Raw genomic sequence first — 17,199 nt, 5'->3', positions numbered from 1 at the left:
GTCCTTTGGTAAAAGCGTCCCTTTTAGCCCTTAAATTTACACCACAGTGTTAAGTATAATGCAAACCATTTTGCTCATTAACTGAAAAATAGGCTCTTATTTAGTTTTTATTTAACACCTTATTGACATTGGCCGCAAATTCTGACAATCCTTAATAGCACGGAGCGAAAATTCACCAATTGTGATTTTTGTCCCTGTTTACTTAACAAGAAATGACAGGTGATTATGGAAAACGTCAGGAAATGGTTTACGGAGAACCACATAACCGAAGTTGAGTGTTTGATTCCCGATATTACAGGTAACGCTCGCGGTAAAATTATCCCGGCAAACAAATATCTCAAGGAAGGTGGCATGCGCCTTCCCGAATCGATTTTCTACCAAACGGTGACGGGTGAATGGCCAGACGAAGGCGAAGAACACTTCGACTGGACTGAAAAGGACATGAACCTTGAACCCGACACAGAAAGTGTCCGCTTCGTTCCCTGGGCTAAAGAGCCTACTGCCCAACTTATTCACGATTGCTACGACCGCGAAGGAAATCTGGTCGACATTGCGCCTCGCTCAGTATTAAAACGCGTTTTAGCCTTGTATGAAAAAGAAGGCTGGAAACCCATAGTGGCACCAGAGTTAGAGTTTTTCTTGGTCAAGAAAAACCTCGATTGGGATTACCCACTGGAACCGCCAATAGGCCGAAATGGTCGCCCCGAAACCGCCCGCCAATCTTTCAGTATCGACGCCGTTAACGAATTTGACCCAGTCTTCGAAGATATGTACGACTACTGTGATGCTCAGCAACTAGAAGTCGATACGCTGGTGCATGAATCAGGTGCGGCGCAAATGGAAATCAACTTCGACCACGGCGAACCGACTCTACTTTGCGATCAAGTCTTCTTATTTAAACGCACCATGCGTGAAGCGGCCTTGCAGCACGATATTTATGCCACCTTCATGGCCAAACCGATGGAAGATGAGCCGGGCAGCGCCATGCACATCCATCAAAGCTTAGAAGACTCAGAGGGCAATAACCTGTTCTCCAATGCAGATGGCAGCAATAGCCAACAGTTTTTAAGCTACATTGCCGGCTTGCAGAAATACACCCCAGCCAGCATTGCCTTCTACGCACCGAACGTGAACAGTTACCGTCGTTTAATGTTTGGTGAATCTGCCCCCATCAATTTGCAATGGGGCGTGGACAACCGCACCGTTGGGCTACGTATTCCACATTGTGATGCGCGCAACCGTCGCGTAGAAAACCGCTTTGCCGGCGCCGATGCCAATCCTTATTTAGCCATGGCGCTCACTCTAGCCTGTGGTTACCTTGGTATGAAACAACAGTTGCAACCTTCTGCCCAAGAAACCGGTGATGTGAGTGAAGACCGTTACATTCTGCCAGGCACCCTAGAAGAAGCGCTAGCCGAGTTAGAGCAGAGCGCAGAGCTAAAAGAGATCCTCGGCGAGCGTTTCGTAAACTGCTACGTCGCAGTAAAACGCAAAGAATATCAAACCTATTTCAAAGTGATCAGTTCATGGGAACGTGAGTTTTTATTACTTAACGTTTAGCCACAGAACAAACTCAGGCCACAAGGAGGCGAAATGAGCACAACATTGACGATACAACAACAGGACAGCGCCCATTGCTTACATCCCTTTACTAACTTTAAGGAGTTAAATGCTAAAGGAGCACGAGTGATAGAACGAGGCGAAGGTGTTTTTGTATACGACAGTGAGGGCAATAAGTTGCTCGATGCCATGGCTGGTTTATGGTGCGTAAACTTAGGCTATGGCCGTCAGGAGCTAGTGGACGCGGCCGCTAAACAAATGCAACAACTTCCTTATTACAACCTGTTTTTTCAAACCACTCACACACCCGCCGTGGAATTATCCACTCTCTTAGCCGAATTAACCCCAGAAGGTTTAAACCATGCCTTCTTTACCGGCTCGGGTTCTGAGTGTAACGACACCGTAGTGCGCATGGTTCGCCATTACTGGGCCAGCAAAGGCCAACCACAAAAGCTGGAAATCATTAGCCGTAAAAATGCCTATCACGGCAGCACCATGGCTGGGGCCAGCTTAGGTGGCATGGCCTTTATGCATCAGCAAGGCGGTTTACCCATCCCCAATATTTGTCATATTGATCAACCCTACTGGTTTGAAGAAGGCCAAGGTCAAGATCCTCAAGAATTTGGCTTAGAACGCGCTCGTCAGTTAGAACAGAAAATATTGGAATTGGGCGAAGATAAGGTAGCGGCCTTTATTGCCGAGCCGATTCAAGGCGCCGGTGGAGTCATTATTCCACCCGACAGTTACTGGCCAGAAATTCAACGGATCTGCGATAAGTACGATATTTTGTTGGTAGTAGACGAAGTGATCTGCGGTTTCGGCCGTACCGGTGAATGGTTTGCTAGTCAAACCTTCAACATCAAACCCGATCTACTGTGTTTAGCCAAGGGCATTACCTCTGGTTACCTGCCTCTTGGTGCGGTGATGGTGTCTGATGAAGTGGCTAAAGTGATTACCGATGCCAATAGTGAGTTTGCCCACGGCTTCACCTATTCCGGTCACCCCGCCGCCTGTGCGGTAGCCATCGAAAATATTCGCATCATGCAACAGGAAAACATCGTTAGCCGAGTGCGTGATGAAGTTGCGCCTTATTTAGCTCAACGCTGGCAGGAGTTGGCCGAGCATCCGCTAGTGGGTGAAGCCCGCTCTAAAGGTATGGTTGCAGCTTTAGAATTAGTGGCCGATAAGCAAACTAAGCAACGCTTTGCCAAAGAAGTTAACGCTGGCGAAGTTTGCCGTGATATATGTATAAACAATGGCTTAATCATGCGCGCCTGTGGCCAAACCATGATTATTTCACCACCATTAGTAATTACAAAACAACAAGTAGACCAGTTAGTTACACTGGCAAAACAAAGTTTGGATGACACTCTGCAGGCATTGAGTTAATCCGCGAAGCAGTACGAGCAATCACCACAAGGAATTGGAGAATTAAGATGAAAAACGCTAGCCTGAAGCTAACCCTAGCTTCCCTGTTAACTGCCAGCGCGATGAATCTGCAGGCAGCAGAAGAAAAAGTACTGAACGTATACAACTGGTCAGATTATATTGCCGAAGATACCATCGCTCAATTTGAAGCGGAAACCGGTATTAAAGTGGTTTACGACGTATTTGACTCAAACGAAGTACTCGAAGCTAAAATTTTATCAGGTTCAACTGGCTTTGATATTGTTGTCCCCACTTCAGACTTTCTAGCTCGCCAAGTTCAAGCCGGCGCGTTTATGAAATTAGACAAAACAAAACTCACCAATTACAGCAATTTAGATGCTAAAATCATGGCCATGCTTGACGAAACTGCCGATCCTGGAAATCAGTACGCAGTGCCTTATTTATGGGGAACCACTGGCTTAGGTTATAACGCAAATAAAGTTAAAGAAGTATTAGGCGAAGATGCCCCTCTCAACAGCTGGGATTTGGTGTTTAAACCAGAAAATATGGAAAAACTCCAACAGTGTGGCGTGGCCTTCTTAAATGCACCAACCGAAATATTTTCTGCGGCTCTGCACTATTTGGGTAAAGATCCCAACAGTACCGATGTCAACGATTATAAAGACGATGGCGAAGCCTATAAACTGCTAAAAGCTGTGCGACCTTACATCACCTACTTCCACTCCTCTCAGTACATCAACGACCTCGCCAATGGCGATATTTGTGTTGCTGTAGGTTGGTCGGGTGACGTATTACAGGCCTCTGACCGCGCCGCCGAAGCTGATAACGGTGTTGAAGTAGAATACGTGATACCTCAAGAGGGTGCTTTGGCGTGGTTTGACTTAATGGCCATTCCTGCTGATGCTCCACATAAAGACAACGCCCATAAATTCATTAACTTCTTATTGCAGCCTAAGGTAATTTCAGAAGTCTCTAACTATGTGTGGTATGCCAACCCAACTCCCGCATCAAAAGAGTTTATCGACCCTGAAATTATTAACCACCCTGGTATTTACCCTAGCGACGAGACACTAGCGAAGCTATATGGCGCTAAGCTGATGCAAGCTAAGGTGTCTAGAACACTGACTCGTTCTTGGACGAAGTTTCTTCAAAACTAACTAGTCGCTTGCCACCTTCGGGTGGCAAGCACGTTTTTGTTTCTTTATGGAGGATCCGCAATGGCTGCGGTGTCACACATACAAAAGCTTCCGGTAGACGGTGAAACGGCTCCAGAGCCTTTGTTACAGATTGAAAATATTAGTAAAGATTACGATGGAGCCATCGCGGTAGATAACGTAAGCCTAACCATTAACAAAGGCGAAATATTTGCCCTGTTAGGCGCATCGGGTTGTGGTAAATCCACCCTATTACGCATGTTAGCCGGCTTTGAAAAGCCTAGCGCGGGTAAAATCATTCTTGATAAGCAGGAATTAATTGGTGTTCCGCCACATCAGCGCCCAGTTAATATGATGTTCCAATCTTATGCTTTATTCCCACATATGACGGTGGAGCAAAACATCGCCTTTGGTTTGAAGCAAGATAAGCTCCCCAAAGACGAGATTGGCGACACAGTGGCGCGCATGCTAGAGCTAGTGCGCATGAAAGACTACGCCCGCCGCAAGCCTCATCAACTTTCTGGTGGGCAACGCCAGCGGGTAGCCTTGGCACGTAGCCTCGCCAAACGCCCCAAACTGTTGCTACTAGACGAACCGATGGGCGCACTAGATAAAAATCTTCGTGGGCAAATGCAGCTAGAAGTGGTCGACATTCTGGAAAAAGTGGGCGTAACCTGTGTAATGGTAACCCACGACCAAGAAGAAGCTATGACCATGGCCAGCCGTATCGCCATTATGAACCGTGGCCAATTCGTGCAAGTGGGCGAACCGGAAGAGATTTACGAATACCCCAACTCGCGTTTCAGTGCCGAGTTTATTGGTTCGGTAAACGTTTTTGAAGGAGTCGTGAGCGATAACGACAACGACAGCGCGACCATCGACTGTCCAGACTTGGGTTATCCTATCAGCCTCAATCATGGTGTTTCAGCCGCTCCTGGCGTGCCCTTCATGGTGGCAGTTCGTCCGGAAAAAATGAGCATCTTTAAAACCTTAAAAGGCCGCAATAACAACGTCTGTCAGGGTAAGGTAGAAGATATCGCCTACTTGGGTGAACAATCTATCTATTACGTGCGATTGGCCAGTGGCAAACGGGTAACCGTAGCCATGCCGAACAGCAGCCGCCATCGCAATAATATGCCTACCTGGGAAGATCAAGTTTATCTATGCTGGCAAGCCGATAGCTGCGTGGTACTGAAGATATGACAACTCAAGCAAAGCATAAGTTTAAGCAGCGCTTGGCGCGGCTTATTCCCAGCGGGCGCTGCGCGATATTATCGCTGCCCTATTTTTGGTTATTTTTATTTTTCTTAATGCCGTTTTTCATCGTTTTCAAGATTAGTTTCTCTGAAGCGATGATCGCCATTCCACCCTATAGCCAATTGGTTACCATGGTGGATGAGCAGGTGCAAATTCTGCTAAATCTAGGCAACTACGCTTATCTGATTAGTGATGATCTCTACATCAGCTCCTACTTAGAGTCGGTACGGATCGCGTCGATTTCCACCCTGCTGTGCTTGATCATTGGTTTTCCGATGGCTTGGGCGATTGTGCACTCTAGCCCGGCCAACCGTAATATTCTGCTGATGCTAATTATTTTGCCTTCTTGGACCAGCTTTCTGATCCGCGTTTATGCATGGATAGGCATTCTGAAAAACAATGGTTTTCTCAATAACATCCTGCTTTACCTAGGCCTCATCGACGAGCCATTACAAATTTTGCACACCGATACAGCGGTATACATTGGCATTGTATACACCTACTTGCCCTTCATGATATTGCCACTGTACACCGCACTAATGCGAGTCGATTATTCTTTAGTTGAAGCGGCGCGAGACCTCGGTGCATCCACCGCCACCGTACTGTTTAAGGTGCTATTGCCACTAACTAAGGCAGGGGTTATCGCCGGTTCGATGTTGGTATTTATTCCAGCTGTGGGTGAATTTGTTATTCCTGAATTACTTGGTGGCCCAGACTCGATCCTTATCGGTAAGATCCTCTGGCAAGAATTCTTCAATAACCGAGACTGGCCAGTGGCCGCCGCCGTTGCATCGGTGATGTTATTACTATTAATGGTACCGATATTGTTGTTCTATCGTTATCAAAAACGTGAGTTGGAGGCGGCTTAATGGACGCAATACCAGTCTATAAAACCAAGTGGAAGTGGCTAATTTTAGGTTTAGGCTTATCCTTCCTTTATGTGCCGATTCTTAGCCTAGTTATTTATTCATTTAACGCTAACCGTTTGGTGACCGTATGGAGCGGCTTTTCTACCCAGTGGTACGGCGCGCTGTTTGAAGACACCCTATTAATGAACGGCATTACCCTCAGTTTAACCATCGGTTTTCTGTCGGCCAGTGCCGCGGTAGTCTTAGGCACTTTAGCCGCCTTTGTGATGACCCGCTTTAAGAAGTTTCGCGGTGAAACTAGCTTCGCCTTTATGATTACCGCACCGTTGGTAATGCCCGAGGTGATAACTGGTTTAAGCCTGCTACTTTTGTTCATCTCTCTAGGTCAAGTGTTTGACCTATTTAGCCAACGCGGCATGCTGACCATTTGGATTGCTCATGTGACCTTTTGTACCGCCTATGTATCGGTGGTAGTAAGCTCTCGCCTTAGAGAGCTAGACAAAAGTATCGAAGAAGCGGCAATGGACTTAGGCGCAACCCCTTTTAAGGTGTTTTTTGTGATAACCTTACCGACTATTTTGCCTGCCTTGGTAGCGGGGTGGCTACTCGCCTTCACGCTATCTTTAGACGACCTAGTTATCGCCAGCTTTGTGTCTGGGCCTAGCGCAACCACCTTACCCATGGTGGTATTTTCTAGCGTAAGGTTGGGAGTAAGTCCCAAAATTAACGCCCTTGCGACATTGATTATTGCGGTAGTATCGGTGGCAACATTTATCGCCTGGTGGGTAATGGCCAAAGCCGAAAAACGCCGCATGCAGGAGCTGAAAACAGCCAATGGCAGCTAAGCGCTTATATTGAGGAAAAAAAATTAATGGATGTTGGAAAACGCTTAAAAAGTATTCGCTTAATGCGTGGGATTTCTCAACGAGAACTCGCCAAAATTAGCGGAGTCACCAACAGCATGATCTCGCAAATCGAACAGAATCAAGTGAACCCCTCGGTGGGCTCGTTGAAGAAGATCCTCGACGCTATCCCCATTTCCATGGGTGAGTTTTTTACTCTGGAAATGGAAAGTGACGACAAGATTTTCTACACCGAGGAAGAACTGACCGATTTAGGTGATGGCTTGGTAAAGATGCTATTAGTGGGTAGTAAGCACAATGGCCGTAAACTCGCCATATTACGCGAAGTTTACCCCGCTGGCGCCGATACCGGCACCGAGTTTATTCAACACGAAGGTGAAGAAGGCGGCATCATCATTCGTGGAGAAATCGAGATCACCGTAGGCAGCAAGTCTAAGGTACTCAAGGCCGGCGATTCCTACTACTTTGAAACACGTAGACCACATCGTTTCCGCAATAAAAGCAAAGAAGAGTGTGAGTTAATTAGTGCGGCGACCCCGCCCACTTTCTAAGCTCCATTGTTAATAATAAAAAGCCGCTACTGCGGCTTTTTTAGTTTTTGAGCTAAGTTATCTTTAGCGCGAATATCCGATTGTGCGGCTTGTTATATGCATTGCACATTATTTAATACACCAACTTTCAAGCTGTTTTTTGTTGCTAATAATATGGGGATGCAAAGTACAAGCCTTTCAACCCCTTCATTATCGCCGAGCAACGCCGTTGACAAGCGATGAAGCCGAGCACTGTTTGAGCGTAGCGAGTTGCGCAGGCGCGCTTGGAAACAAGTCGCGCAGGATGAAGATAATGCAGGGCGAGCTTTCTTTTTGCTTCGTTTTTCTTTTCTCGCAAAAGAAAAATGACGTCGCCGTAGGCGAAAGCTCTCGCTCTTGATCTTGTTCTTAATCTCACAAACAAAAGCTCCATATCAAATCATCGTTGAACGAAAAACCACACCGTTCACAGACACAAAAAGTAAAGATATACACCGCACGGTTCTCAGCAAACAACAAATCTGCTACCCTTCGCGACCTTTTTAGCTTAGAGGCCTCAGCATGACTCACTCCATTGCCGGTTTTGATTTTGGTACCTCCAACTGTGCGATTGGCATTGCGCCACAGCAGCAAGTGCAACTGCTGAACTTTCCTGAGCACGGCACTTACATGCCATCCACCCTATTTGCTCCGCAATCGGAAATGATTTGCGGCTGGCTATATCAACAATTGAATGCCCAAGGTAAGGCCGAGGCCTACCGCCAAGCTCGCAACCAACAACTAGCGAGCAGTTTGCGCGCCCTAAAAGAACTGAAACTCGACGGCTACGACGAACACCTAAGCTTTGGTAAACAAGCCCTTAAGGAATATCTGGTTGATCCTGCCGACTGTTATTACGTGCGCTCGCCTAAGTCGTTCTTGGGTGCCAGTGGCATTAGCCAGCGCCAGCAGCAACAGTTTGAAGACATCGCCGCAGCGATGATGTGGCACCTTGCCGAGCAAGTCAGACAAAGTGGCCAAGCCGAGTTAGAAAAGGTAGTGATTGGTCGCCCGGTTAACTTTCAAGGCTTAAACAGTGAGCTAAGCAACCAGCAGGCGCTGAACATTCTAAGCAATGCCGCCAAGTTTGCTGGTTTCAAACAAACTGAATTTCTCTACGAGCCAATGGCTGCTGGTTTAAGTTACCAACAGCAACTAGAACAAGAGCAACGGGTATTGGTAATCGACATTGGAGGCGGTACTAGCGATGTGTCGATGTTGATTATGGGGCCAAATTACTTGGCGACTCGTGAGCATCAAGACTTAGTGCTGGGTTACAACGGTGAACGTATCGGCGGTAATGACTTCGACATTGCGCTTAACTTTGAAACGCTGATGCCGGCATTGGGTTCTCGCCTTGAACTGGAAGGTGGCCAACCAATGCCGATTAAACCCTTTTGGGATGCCGCCGCGATTAATGATTTTCCGGCGCAGACCCGTTTTTATGGGGCCGATACTCGCAACTTATTACAGCGCTTACTAAAACAAGCCCAACTTAGCCCACTCAAAGGCTTGTTGCAGTTACATAAAGAACGACAAACTTACCAACTTAGCGCAGCCGCCGAGCAAGCTAAGATCGCCTTAAGCTCGGCGAGCAGTAGCCAAGTCGATTTGAGTTATTTGCTCGATGAATTACAAGTAAGGGTGGAGCTAAGCGCCTATCAGCAGGCGTGTGAGCGTTTATTAAATAATATTGCCATGCTTAGCGATGAAGTGATCCGCCAAGCGCAAGCGCAACCCGATGTAATTTTCTTAACAGGGGGAGCGCTAATTCGCCACTGATTCGCGATTTTCTTAGCCAGCGTTATCAAGCACCGCTAGTCAGCGGCGATAACTTCGGCAGTGTTACCGGTGGTTTAGCCCTATGGGCTGAGCATATTTTTGCTTAAGCAGCATGGAAAAGGCAGGCTTACAGTTGATAAACAGTGGGAGCTAACTCAACCCGATTCTTGCCGTTTTCTTTGGCTAAATATAAGGCGACATCGGCCCGTGAAACCAAAGCTTCCGGGCTGCTATCTTGCTCACTTAACATGGCTAGTCCCATGCTTACGGTCGCGCTAAAGCGCAGTTCCCCGCGTTGAATAACAAATGCGGCTATGTGTTGGCGTACCCGATTAGCAATATCCAAGGCCTGTTGTTGCTCGGTATTGGGCAGTAACAATAGAAACTCTTCCCCGCCCCAACGCGACAAGTAGTCGTCGGTGCGTAACACTTTTAAGCTTTCAAAGGCAAGGCTGCGCAGCACCTCGTCTCCGGCCAAGTGGCCATGACAATCATTGATTTGTTTGAAGTCATCAATATCTAACATGATGCAGCCTAGGGCTTTGTTACTGCGCTTACTCAAAGCAAAGGTCTCCACCAGCACTTCACTCATGGCGCGGCGATTAATCAAACCAGTCAGCGCGTCATGATTGGCCTGAAACTCCAAACGGCGTTGATTGTGGTACTGTTGGGTCACATCCATAAATACCGACTGCACCACTTGACGCTCGCCCCAGCAAACCACGGTTTCGCTAATATGCAACCACGCTGTACTGCCATCGCGGCGTACATACTCGGTCACCAGACTGCGCTCGCTTTGCTCACCTTTTAATAACAGCTCATGTTGATGAATCGCTCGCTGCTGCCGCTCTTCGGGTATCAAAACCAGCAAACTGGGCAAGGCCATTAGTTCTTCCGCCCTGTCGTAAGCCAATAATTCCGCTAAGGCTTGGTTACAATAAAGCGGCACAAAATTATGATGAACCACAATCCCCTGCAGTGATGTTTCTAATAAGCAACGGTAACGCTGCTCACTCTCGCTAAGGCGTTGCTCGGTAGCGATTTGCTGGGAAAAATCCACCAAGGTGATCTGTAAAGCAGGCTCGCCTTGCCAGTCGATAAGATGGTCGATACTGAGGGCGAAAAAGGCTTCACCATTGCATTTAATATTGCTAAATACCCGCGCCTTGGGGCGAGCCGAGCCTTTCATTAAAGCCTGATAATCTTCAACCGCACGCACTCGGTCGGCTTCACCAAACAGAGGCAATAACGAAGGCAAAGCCATGATCTGTTCGGCGCTGCGGTAACCAAACAAGTGGGCATAGGCATCGTCGGCATACAGGGGAACAAAGTCTCGATGAATCACCACACCGTAATCCGCGCTTATTTCAGCAACTTTAGTCATGCCACTCCAAACGGAAGGGGGATTAATTAAAGCGTAGTCACTGTCCTTAGCTAACTCAATAATGCCATTTATCAATAATCATAAAAAAGCTAACCTTTAAATATTTACATCAGTGCAAACTTATTCGCCGAGGAAGCCACCGGTTTGGTGCGCCCACAGTTGACTATAAATGCCCTTACCCTGAATTAACTCACTGTGAGTGCCTTGCTCTACTATCTCGCCCTTATCAAGCACGATTAAGCGGTCCATGGCAGCAATGGTAGAAAGGCGGTGAGCAATCGCAATAACGGTTTTTCCTTCCATGAGTTTATTTAGGCTGGCCTGAATGGCCGCTTCCACTTCTGAATCCAGCGCCGAGGTGGCTTCGTCCAAGACCAAAATAGGCGCGTCTTTAAGCAATACTCGAGTAATCGCGATACGCTGGCGTTGTCCGCCCGACAGCTTCACCCCACGCTCACCCACATGGGCGTCGTAACCGGTACGGCCATCGGGGTCACTGAGTTTTAGAATAAACTCATGGGCTTCGGCCTGTTTGGCCGCTGCTATCATTTCTTGTTCAGTGGCATCGGGGCGGCCATAAAGAATGTTGTCGCGCACCGAGCGGTGGAGCAACGAGGTATCTTGAGTCACCATGCCGATATTGGCGCGTAAGCTTTCCTGAGTCACTTCACTGATGTTCTGGCCATCAATTAAGATCGCACCACCTTCTACGTCATGGAAGCGCAGCAACAGGTTAACCAGAGTGGTTTTACCCGCCCCCGAGCGACCCACCAAGCCAATTTTTTCACCTGCTTTAATCTCTAAGTTAAGCTTGTCGATCACCCCGCTCGCTTCACCATAGTGAAAACGAATATCGCGATAATGAATATGGCTATGGCTAATTTGCAACTCTTTGGCGCCGGGTTTGTCTACAATGCTTTGCTCGGTAGACAGGGTATTCATGCCATCGACTACCGTGCCAATGTTTTCAAATAGCGCACCCACTTCAAACATGATCCACTGCGCCATACCGTTAAGGCGCAATACCAAGGCAATGGCAATGGCAATCGCGCCCACCGACACATCACCCAAAGTCCATAGGTAAATAGACAGCGCAGCAATGCTGAAAGTAAGCAAGTAGTTAGACAGCTGTACCGATACGTTCAGCCAAGTCACCAAGCGCATCTGTTTATATACGGTCTCTAAAAAGCCATCCATGCCTTCTTGGGCGTAGGCGGCTTCACGCTTGCTATGCGAAAACAACTTAACCGTGGCAATGTTGGTATAGCTGTCAACAATTCGCCCGCTCATTAAAGAACGCGCGTTAGCTTGCTCGGTAGAGACCTTCTTCAGCTTGGGTACAAAGTAAAACTGAATACCAATATAAACCAGCAACCATAGCAGCATTGGCCAAATCAAACGCACGTCGGCTTGGGCCACCAGCGCTACCATGGCGGTGAAATAAACCACGATGTATACCGACAAGTCGAGCAATTTCATCACCGTTTCACGCACCGCTAGCGAGGTTTGCATTAGTTTGGTGGCGACTCGGCCAGCAAAATCATTAGCAAAAAACGACACGCTTTGGCGTAATAAATAACGGTGGCCCTGCCAGCGGATCGCCATCGGGAAATTGCCCAATAAGGCCTGATGGATCAGCAGCGAATACAGCAATACCAGCAGCGGCATCACTACCAGTAACAACAAACCCATACCCCACAAGGTGCTCGCTTCTTCACTAAAGAAGGTGGCGGGATCTTTATTACCTAGCCAATCGACCAAGCGCCCCATAAAGCCAAACAAACTCACCTCACAAATTGCAATACTGGCAGCAAACAGCGACATCAGTAATAAGGGCTTGCCCATACCTTGACAGTAATGGCGGCAGAACTGATATAAACCTTTGGGGGGTTGTTGTGGTTCTGCGGAGGGAAAGGCAACGGTGAGCCGTTCAAAAAAACTAAACATCTGAAGATTCCTTGTGGTCGACCTAAGCAATACCGTGTATTGCTACACGGCGGCTACTTTAACCCAATTTGCCCAAGAAACGCAGTGCTGCTTAACAATAAATCTAAGCCTGCCAAGCCGCAGTCTGGCCACCTAAGGCAAACTGTTGTTTAATCGAAAGAAAAATTAAAGCTTATAAATTATAAGGAGTTAACAGCAAAGCGGCATAAACAAAGCCCAGCTAAGATTTGCTTTGCTCACCAGCTTGTTGCAGCAAAAATGGCATCGCCGGTTCGGTTTTATCTAACAGTCGTTTTACCTGAGTTATTTGCTCCAAAGAGGCGGCATCTTTACGGTAGCTCAGGTAAACCGGTCTAAACCAAGGCTCTGCATCTTCCACCACATACAGCTGCTGAGTGTCGATGAAACCTTCCACCATAGACGCAGGCAAGTAACTGGCACCGCCTTTTTGCAAGATAAAATCCAAGGCAATACGGCCGGTTGAGGTGCGTAAAAACGGCGGGGGCATTTTGCTGTGGCGCGCCGCATGTTCGGAAGCAAAACGAGTGCCCCAGTCCACATACACGTAGCCTTGCTGCATCGCCTGTTGCTGAAGGGTTGGCTCGGTTGATACCAATACCAACTCTAAGTCGGCCACCTTGATGCAGTTTAACTCGTCAGACTTCAGCGGGTCTAAACCCACCGCAATGTCTAAGGTGCGCTCTAATAAGGCGCGGTGCATTTGACCACGACTTAGGGTTTCGGCACTAAAGGCATAACCACTAAAGGCATCCACCACCACGCCCAAACAATGTTGTAGATAGGCATCCCAAACATTGGGGGTGCCCGCCAAGGCTAACTGTATTGAATGCGCCTTGGTCAACAATAATTCGGCCTTAGATTGCTCTAGCGTACGCACCATGTTTTCGGCATAGGCGATTAAACGCTCACCCGAACTGGTGAGTTTTATCGCATTACGATCACGAATAAATAATTGAGTATCGAAGAAGCTTTCTAGCTGTTTGATACGCGCGCTCACCGCGGCTTGAGTGATGTATAGGTTCTCCGCGGCACGGCCAAAATGCTTCACTTTTGCTACTTCTAAAAACGTTCGAAAAACTTTGACGTCCATTGCTTCACCCCTTTAACTCTAAGCTGAGGTTAACAAACAAATTTTGTTCTTACGACAAAAACTATTCGTTTTCACTTTGATTCGATAATCACTACCGTGCAGGCAAATTAGCCCGGCGCCTAAAGCCACATCAATCAAGACTTGGAGTGATAACCATGAACACTGAATTTCGCTTTGGTAAAAAACGTTTCTACGATGATCAACGCTTTAAGAGAGGCTTTAGTAAATCGGGAGAATTTACCCTACTCGAGTCAGAGCTACTAAGCTTATATGGAGACACCATGCAAGCCTTAAATAGCGGCGAAATAATGCCAGAAAACGCTGAAGAGCAGCATTTTCTACTGGTTTGTAGCCAACAACTAGAGCCAGAAAGCAAATTAGAAAAGGTATGGATGAAGTACCAGCGTTTAACTCGATCTAGACGCGCCTTTCATACCTTAAATAGCCGCTGTAAAGCAGCCAGCTATGAAACTGATGATGAGAGCGAAGACGAGAGCTTCATCTCTGACGATGACTAAATTTTTTAATCCAACGACAACTAGGACCCAAGCATGCGCGTAGCCATTTTATCACGAGGCGAAACCCTCTACTCCACCCGCCGTCTAAAAGAAGCAGGGGAACAAAGAGGCCACGAAGTCGACATTATCGATACCCTACATTGCTACATGGACATTACCAGTAGCAATCCAACGGTTCGTTACCACGGAAAAGTGTTGCCGACCTACGATGCAGTGATTCCGCGCATTGGCTCATCCATTACTTTTTACGGTACAGCGGTGGTGCGCCAGTTTGAAATGATGGGCACCTTCTGTGTCAACGAATCGGTAGCAATTAGCCGCTCACGCGATAAATTGCGTTCGTTACAGTTGTTGTCGCGTAAAGGCATTGGCTTACCGCGTACTGGCTTTGCCAGCAAACCCGATAAAATTCAGGATTTGATCAAAAACGTCGGTGGTGCGCCAGTGGTGATTAAATTACTCGAAGGCACCCAAGGTATTGGCGTGGTATTAGCCGAAACCAACAAGGCCGCCGAGAGTGTAATTGAAGCCTTTATGGGGCTAAAAGCTAACATTTTAGTGCAAGAATTTATTAAAGAAGCCGGTGGCGCCGACATTCGTTGCTTCGTGATTGGCGGCAAAGTGGTAGCAGCCATGAAACGTCAAGCGGCCGAAGGCGAGTTTCGCTCTAACTTACACCGTGGCGGTGCTGCGCAATTAGTCAGGCTAAGTAAAGAAGAGCGCGCTACTGCGATTAATGCCGCTAAAGCCATGGGCTTAAACCTATGTGGCGTGGATATACTGCAATCCAACAATGGCCCAGTGGTAATGGAAGTAAACTCCTCACCCGGCTTAGAAGGTATCGAAAACGCCACCAATAAAGATGTGGCAGGAATGGTTTATCAGTTTATTGAAAAGAACGCGAAACCTTTTGCTACCAAAACACGGGGTAAAGGCTAAAGCGGGCTGATCTTTCGAGAGGTATTTTGCAGCAGTTTGTGGTTTTTTATACCGGGCAAAGGCTTTTAAATGCAGTTATTCTGCTGGCTCAGCCGATAACCCAGGAGACCGCCCCCACAAACGCTGCCCGAAGGTTTCGCCCACAAGCGTTTTACTCTTAATGGAGAGATGTTTTGCTTAGGATACTAGGCGACCAGTTCTCGCCGAGATTAAGACGCGTTTATCTCGAACAAAGATTAACCGCGAAAGGTCACCAGACCCTAGTTACAAATTAGCGATGTCGAATCACGAGGCAGTCGATGATTATTGCAGGCACTGAAATAAAACCGGGACAACAAAAGCAAATAGAAATCCCGGTAGCGAAGCTTTATACCGATACTAACATTTCCATTCCGGTACACATTACCCGCGCCAAGCGCGCGGGGCCTACGGTGTTTATTAGCGCCGCGGTGCATGGTGATGAGTTAAATGGTATCGAGATTATTCGCCGACTGATCCACTCTCCCAAGTTTAATATTATTCGTGGCTGCTTAATTGCCGTGCCCATGGTGAATATTTACGGAGTATTAAACCAAAGCCGCTACATGCCCGACCGGCGCGACCTTAACCGCAGCTTTCCCGGCTCAGAAAAGGGCTCCTTAGCAGGGCGCTTAGCACACATCTTTCTTAACGAGGTGGTAGCACACTGTAACTACGGTATCGACTTGCATACAGGGGCGATTCATCGCTCCAACTTGCCGCAGATCCGCGGAAACTTGAATGATCCCGAAACCAAGCAATTGGCCGAAGCCTTTGGCGTACCGGTTATCCTCAATTCCGACCTGCGCGATGGCTCCTTGCGTGAAGCGGCGGTAAACAAAGATACCAAAATCTTGCTTTACGAAGCGGGGGAAGCGCTGCGCTTTGATGAGTTGTCGATTCAAAGTGGCGTGAAAGGCATTCTAAAAGTGCTATCCCACCTAAAAATGGTGAAAAAACGTAGCTCGCGAAGAAAACTAGCGCCCTATATCGCTTATAGCAGTTCTTGGTTACGCGCCTCAGCCAGTGGCATTGTTAGCGAATATGCCAAGCTGGGCGACTTAGTCGAAGCCGGTGATCGACTAGCCGACATTAACAGCCCCTTTGGCAAGTTAATTAACCAAGTATTTGCCAAACGCTCAGGCATTATTATTGGCAAACAGAACATTCCTTGGTGCAAGAGGGTGACGCCATGTATCACCTGGCCTATTTTGGGGCTGAGCAAGATGAAGTCGCCGAGCAGATTGAAAGCCTGCAAGAATCGATTAAGCCCTTCGACAACGGCTTAACGGAGAAACAATAATATGAGTATCAACAGCTTATTGCTGATCGCCCTAGTGGTGGTGAGCTTTATTTATGGCCAGAAAAAGCTCGCCCAAGTGGTGCTAGCCTTTGGTGAAAACCGTAACATCGCAAAAACTCGGATCCACTATGTGACTTGGGTATTGCGGGCTATATTGGCGCTGCTAGCCTTGATGGTCATTAGCATGCTGAGCGATCTCGGCTTTAATGACTTTGGGCTGTTTTTCTCGTCGATGTTTGCCGTGATTGGGGTAGCGTTATTTGCCCAGTGGTCGATTCTTAGCAACGTCACCGCGAGCATTATTGTGTTTTTCTTCTTTCCCTACCGAGTAGGCCATCAGGTAAAAATCTTAGATGGCGATAACTCCATCGAAGGGCAATTGGAAGAAATCACCTTATTTCACGTGATTTTACTGGCCGATAACGGCGCTAAACTCACCTTCCCCAACGCCATGGTATTTCAAAAAGCCGTGGTAATTGGCGAACACCAACCCACTCGCGCGGCTAAATCCGCCGATGAACAAGAGGACAACTAAG

General features: G+C 47.6%; 14 protein-coding genes and 1 pseudogene. 12 read left to right on the top strand and 3 right to left on the bottom strand.

Going from position 1 to position 17,199, the window contains the following annotated elements; translation table 11 throughout:
* The first annotated feature begins 225 nt into the window (after positions 1-225).
* The 8 genes from AR383_RS14430 (at position 226) to yegD (ending at position 9,443) form a co-directional block, all read left to right on the top strand.
* A complete protein-coding gene (locus tag AR383_RS14430; RefSeq protein WP_055733768.1) occupies positions 226-1,560 on the top strand; it encodes a glutamine synthetase family protein in 1,335 nt (444 codons plus the stop codon).
* 33 nt (positions 1,561-1,593) lie between these two features.
* Entirely contained in the window at positions 1,594-2,949 is a 1,356-nt protein-coding gene (locus AR383_RS14425; RefSeq protein WP_055733767.1) for an aspartate aminotransferase family protein, read from the top strand.
* Between the two features lie 47 nt (positions 2,950-2,996).
* Complete coding sequence (locus AR383_RS14420) at positions 2,997-4,106, top strand: extracellular solute-binding protein (protein ID WP_055733766.1); 1,110 nt, start codon at positions 2,997-2,999, stop codon at positions 4,104-4,106.
* A 60-nt stretch (positions 4,107-4,166) separates the two neighbouring features.
* Positions 4,167-5,306: a putrescine ABC transporter ATP-binding subunit PotG gene (potG, locus tag AR383_RS14415; RefSeq protein ID WP_055733765.1), complete on the top strand. Its 1,140-nt coding sequence runs from the start codon at positions 4,167-4,169 to the stop codon at positions 5,304-5,306.
* Positions 5,303-6,229: a putrescine ABC transporter permease PotH gene (potH, locus tag AR383_RS14410; protein WP_055733764.1), complete on the top strand. Its 927-nt coding sequence runs from the start codon at positions 5,303-5,305 to the stop codon at positions 6,227-6,229. Before potG ends, potH begins: the two co-directional genes overlap by 4 nt.
* Entirely contained in the window at positions 6,229-7,074 is an 846-nt protein-coding gene (locus tag AR383_RS14405; RefSeq protein WP_055733763.1) for an ABC transporter permease subunit, read from the top strand. Before potH ends, AR383_RS14405 begins: the two co-directional genes overlap by 1 nt.
* 26 nt (positions 7,075-7,100) lie before the next feature.
* Positions 7,101-7,643 carry a cupin domain-containing protein gene (locus AR383_RS14400; RefSeq protein ID WP_055733762.1) on the top strand — a complete coding sequence of 181 codons (543 nt, stop codon included), beginning with the start codon at positions 7,101-7,103 and terminating at the stop codon, positions 7,641-7,643.
* A gap of 540 nt (positions 7,644-8,183) precedes the next feature.
* Positions 8,184-9,443, top strand: coding sequence for a molecular chaperone (yegD, locus tag AR383_RS14395; protein ID WP_157051751.1), 1,260 nt, complete (start codon positions 8,184-8,186; stop codon positions 9,441-9,443).
* Positions 9,444-9,570: 127 nt separating this feature from the next.
* On the opposite strand, the gene AR383_RS14390 is transcribed toward yegD, so the two are convergent.
* From AR383_RS14390 to AR383_RS14380, 3 genes are all read right to left on the bottom strand, one after another.
* Complete coding sequence (locus tag AR383_RS14390; protein ID WP_055733761.1) at positions 9,571-10,827, bottom strand: sensor domain-containing diguanylate cyclase; 1,257 nt, start codon at positions 10,825-10,827, stop codon at positions 9,571-9,573.
* A 120-nt stretch (positions 10,828-10,947) separates the two neighbouring features.
* Positions 10,948-12,774 (bottom strand): ABC transporter ATP-binding protein, encoded by a 1,827-nt coding sequence (locus tag AR383_RS14385; RefSeq protein ID WP_055733760.1) that lies wholly within the window; start codon positions 12,772-12,774, stop codon positions 10,948-10,950.
* A gap of 220 nt (positions 12,775-12,994) precedes the next feature.
* Entirely contained in the window at positions 12,995-13,885 is an 891-nt protein-coding gene (locus AR383_RS14380; RefSeq protein ID WP_055733759.1) for a LysR family transcriptional regulator, read from the bottom strand.
* Between the two features lie 155 nt (positions 13,886-14,040).
* Here AR383_RS14380 and AR383_RS14375 point away from each other — a divergent pair, with 155 nt between their 5' ends.
* The 4 genes and pseudogenes from AR383_RS14375 (at position 14,041) to AR383_RS14360 (ending at position 17,198) form a co-directional block, all read left to right on the top strand.
* Positions 14,041-14,403: a MaoP family protein gene (locus AR383_RS14375; RefSeq protein WP_055733758.1), complete on the top strand. Its 363-nt coding sequence runs from the start codon at positions 14,041-14,043 to the stop codon at positions 14,401-14,403.
* 33 nt (positions 14,404-14,436) lie between these two features.
* Positions 14,437-15,342, top strand: coding sequence for a 30S ribosomal protein S6--L-glutamate ligase (gene rimK / locus AR383_RS14370; RefSeq protein ID WP_055733757.1), 906 nt, complete (start codon positions 14,437-14,439; stop codon positions 15,340-15,342).
* Between the two features lie 299 nt (positions 15,343-15,641).
* Positions 15,642-16,663: pseudogene (locus tag AR383_RS14365) on the top strand (succinylglutamate desuccinylase/aspartoacylase family protein).
* Position 16,664: 1 nt separating this feature from the next.
* Positions 16,665-17,198, top strand: coding sequence for a mechanosensitive ion channel domain-containing protein (locus tag AR383_RS14360; protein WP_055733756.1), 534 nt, complete (start codon positions 16,665-16,667; stop codon positions 17,196-17,198).
* The last annotated feature ends 1 nt before the right edge of the window (position 17,199 follow it).

Source organism: Agarivorans gilvus, from assembly GCF_001420915.1.
GTDB lineage: Bacteria > Pseudomonadota > Gammaproteobacteria > Enterobacterales > Celerinatantimonadaceae > Agarivorans > Agarivorans gilvus.
This window is presented reverse-complemented; position numbering and strand designations above follow the sequence as displayed.

What these genes read in the sequence shown, in the direction of transcription:
- AR383_RS14430 (WP_055733768.1), top strand. Translation starts at nt 226, where the DNA reads ATGGAAAACGTCAGGAAATGGTTTACGGAGAACCACATAACCGAAGTT.
- AR383_RS14425 (WP_055733767.1), top strand. Translation starts at nt 1,594, where the DNA reads ATGAGCACAACATTGACGATACAACAACAGGACAGCGCCCATTGCTTA.
- AR383_RS14420 (WP_055733766.1), top strand. Translation starts at nt 2,997, where the DNA reads ATGAAAAACGCTAGCCTGAAGCTAACCCTAGCTTCCCTGTTAACTGCC.
- potG (WP_055733765.1), top strand. Translation starts at nt 4,167, where the DNA reads ATGGCTGCGGTGTCACACATACAAAAGCTTCCGGTAGACGGTGAAACG.
- potH (WP_055733764.1), top strand. Translation starts at nt 5,303, where the DNA reads ATGACAACTCAAGCAAAGCATAAGTTTAAGCAGCGCTTGGCGCGGCTT.
- AR383_RS14405 (WP_055733763.1), top strand. Translation starts at nt 6,229, where the DNA reads ATGGACGCAATACCAGTCTATAAAACCAAGTGGAAGTGGCTAATTTTA.
- AR383_RS14400 (WP_055733762.1), top strand. Translation starts at nt 7,101, where the DNA reads ATGGATGTTGGAAAACGCTTAAAAAGTATTCGCTTAATGCGTGGGATT.
- yegD (WP_157051751.1), top strand. Translation starts at nt 8,184, where the DNA reads ATGACTCACTCCATTGCCGGTTTTGATTTTGGTACCTCCAACTGTGCG.
- AR383_RS14390 (WP_055733761.1), bottom strand. Translation starts at nt 10,827, where the DNA reads ATGACTAAAGTTGCTGAAATAAGCGCGGATTACGGTGTGGTGATTCAT.
- AR383_RS14385 (WP_055733760.1), bottom strand. Translation starts at nt 12,774, where the DNA reads ATGTTTAGTTTTTTTGAACGGCTCACCGTTGCCTTTCCCTCCGCAGAA.
- AR383_RS14380 (WP_055733759.1), bottom strand. Translation starts at nt 13,885, where the DNA reads ATGGACGTCAAAGTTTTTCGAACGTTTTTAGAAGTAGCAAAAGTGAAG.
- AR383_RS14375 (WP_055733758.1), top strand. Translation starts at nt 14,041, where the DNA reads ATGAACACTGAATTTCGCTTTGGTAAAAAACGTTTCTACGATGATCAA.
- rimK (WP_055733757.1), top strand. Translation starts at nt 14,437, where the DNA reads ATGCGCGTAGCCATTTTATCACGAGGCGAAACCCTCTACTCCACCCGC.
- AR383_RS14360 (WP_055733756.1), top strand. Translation starts at nt 16,665, where the DNA reads ATGAGTATCAACAGCTTATTGCTGATCGCCCTAGTGGTGGTGAGCTTT.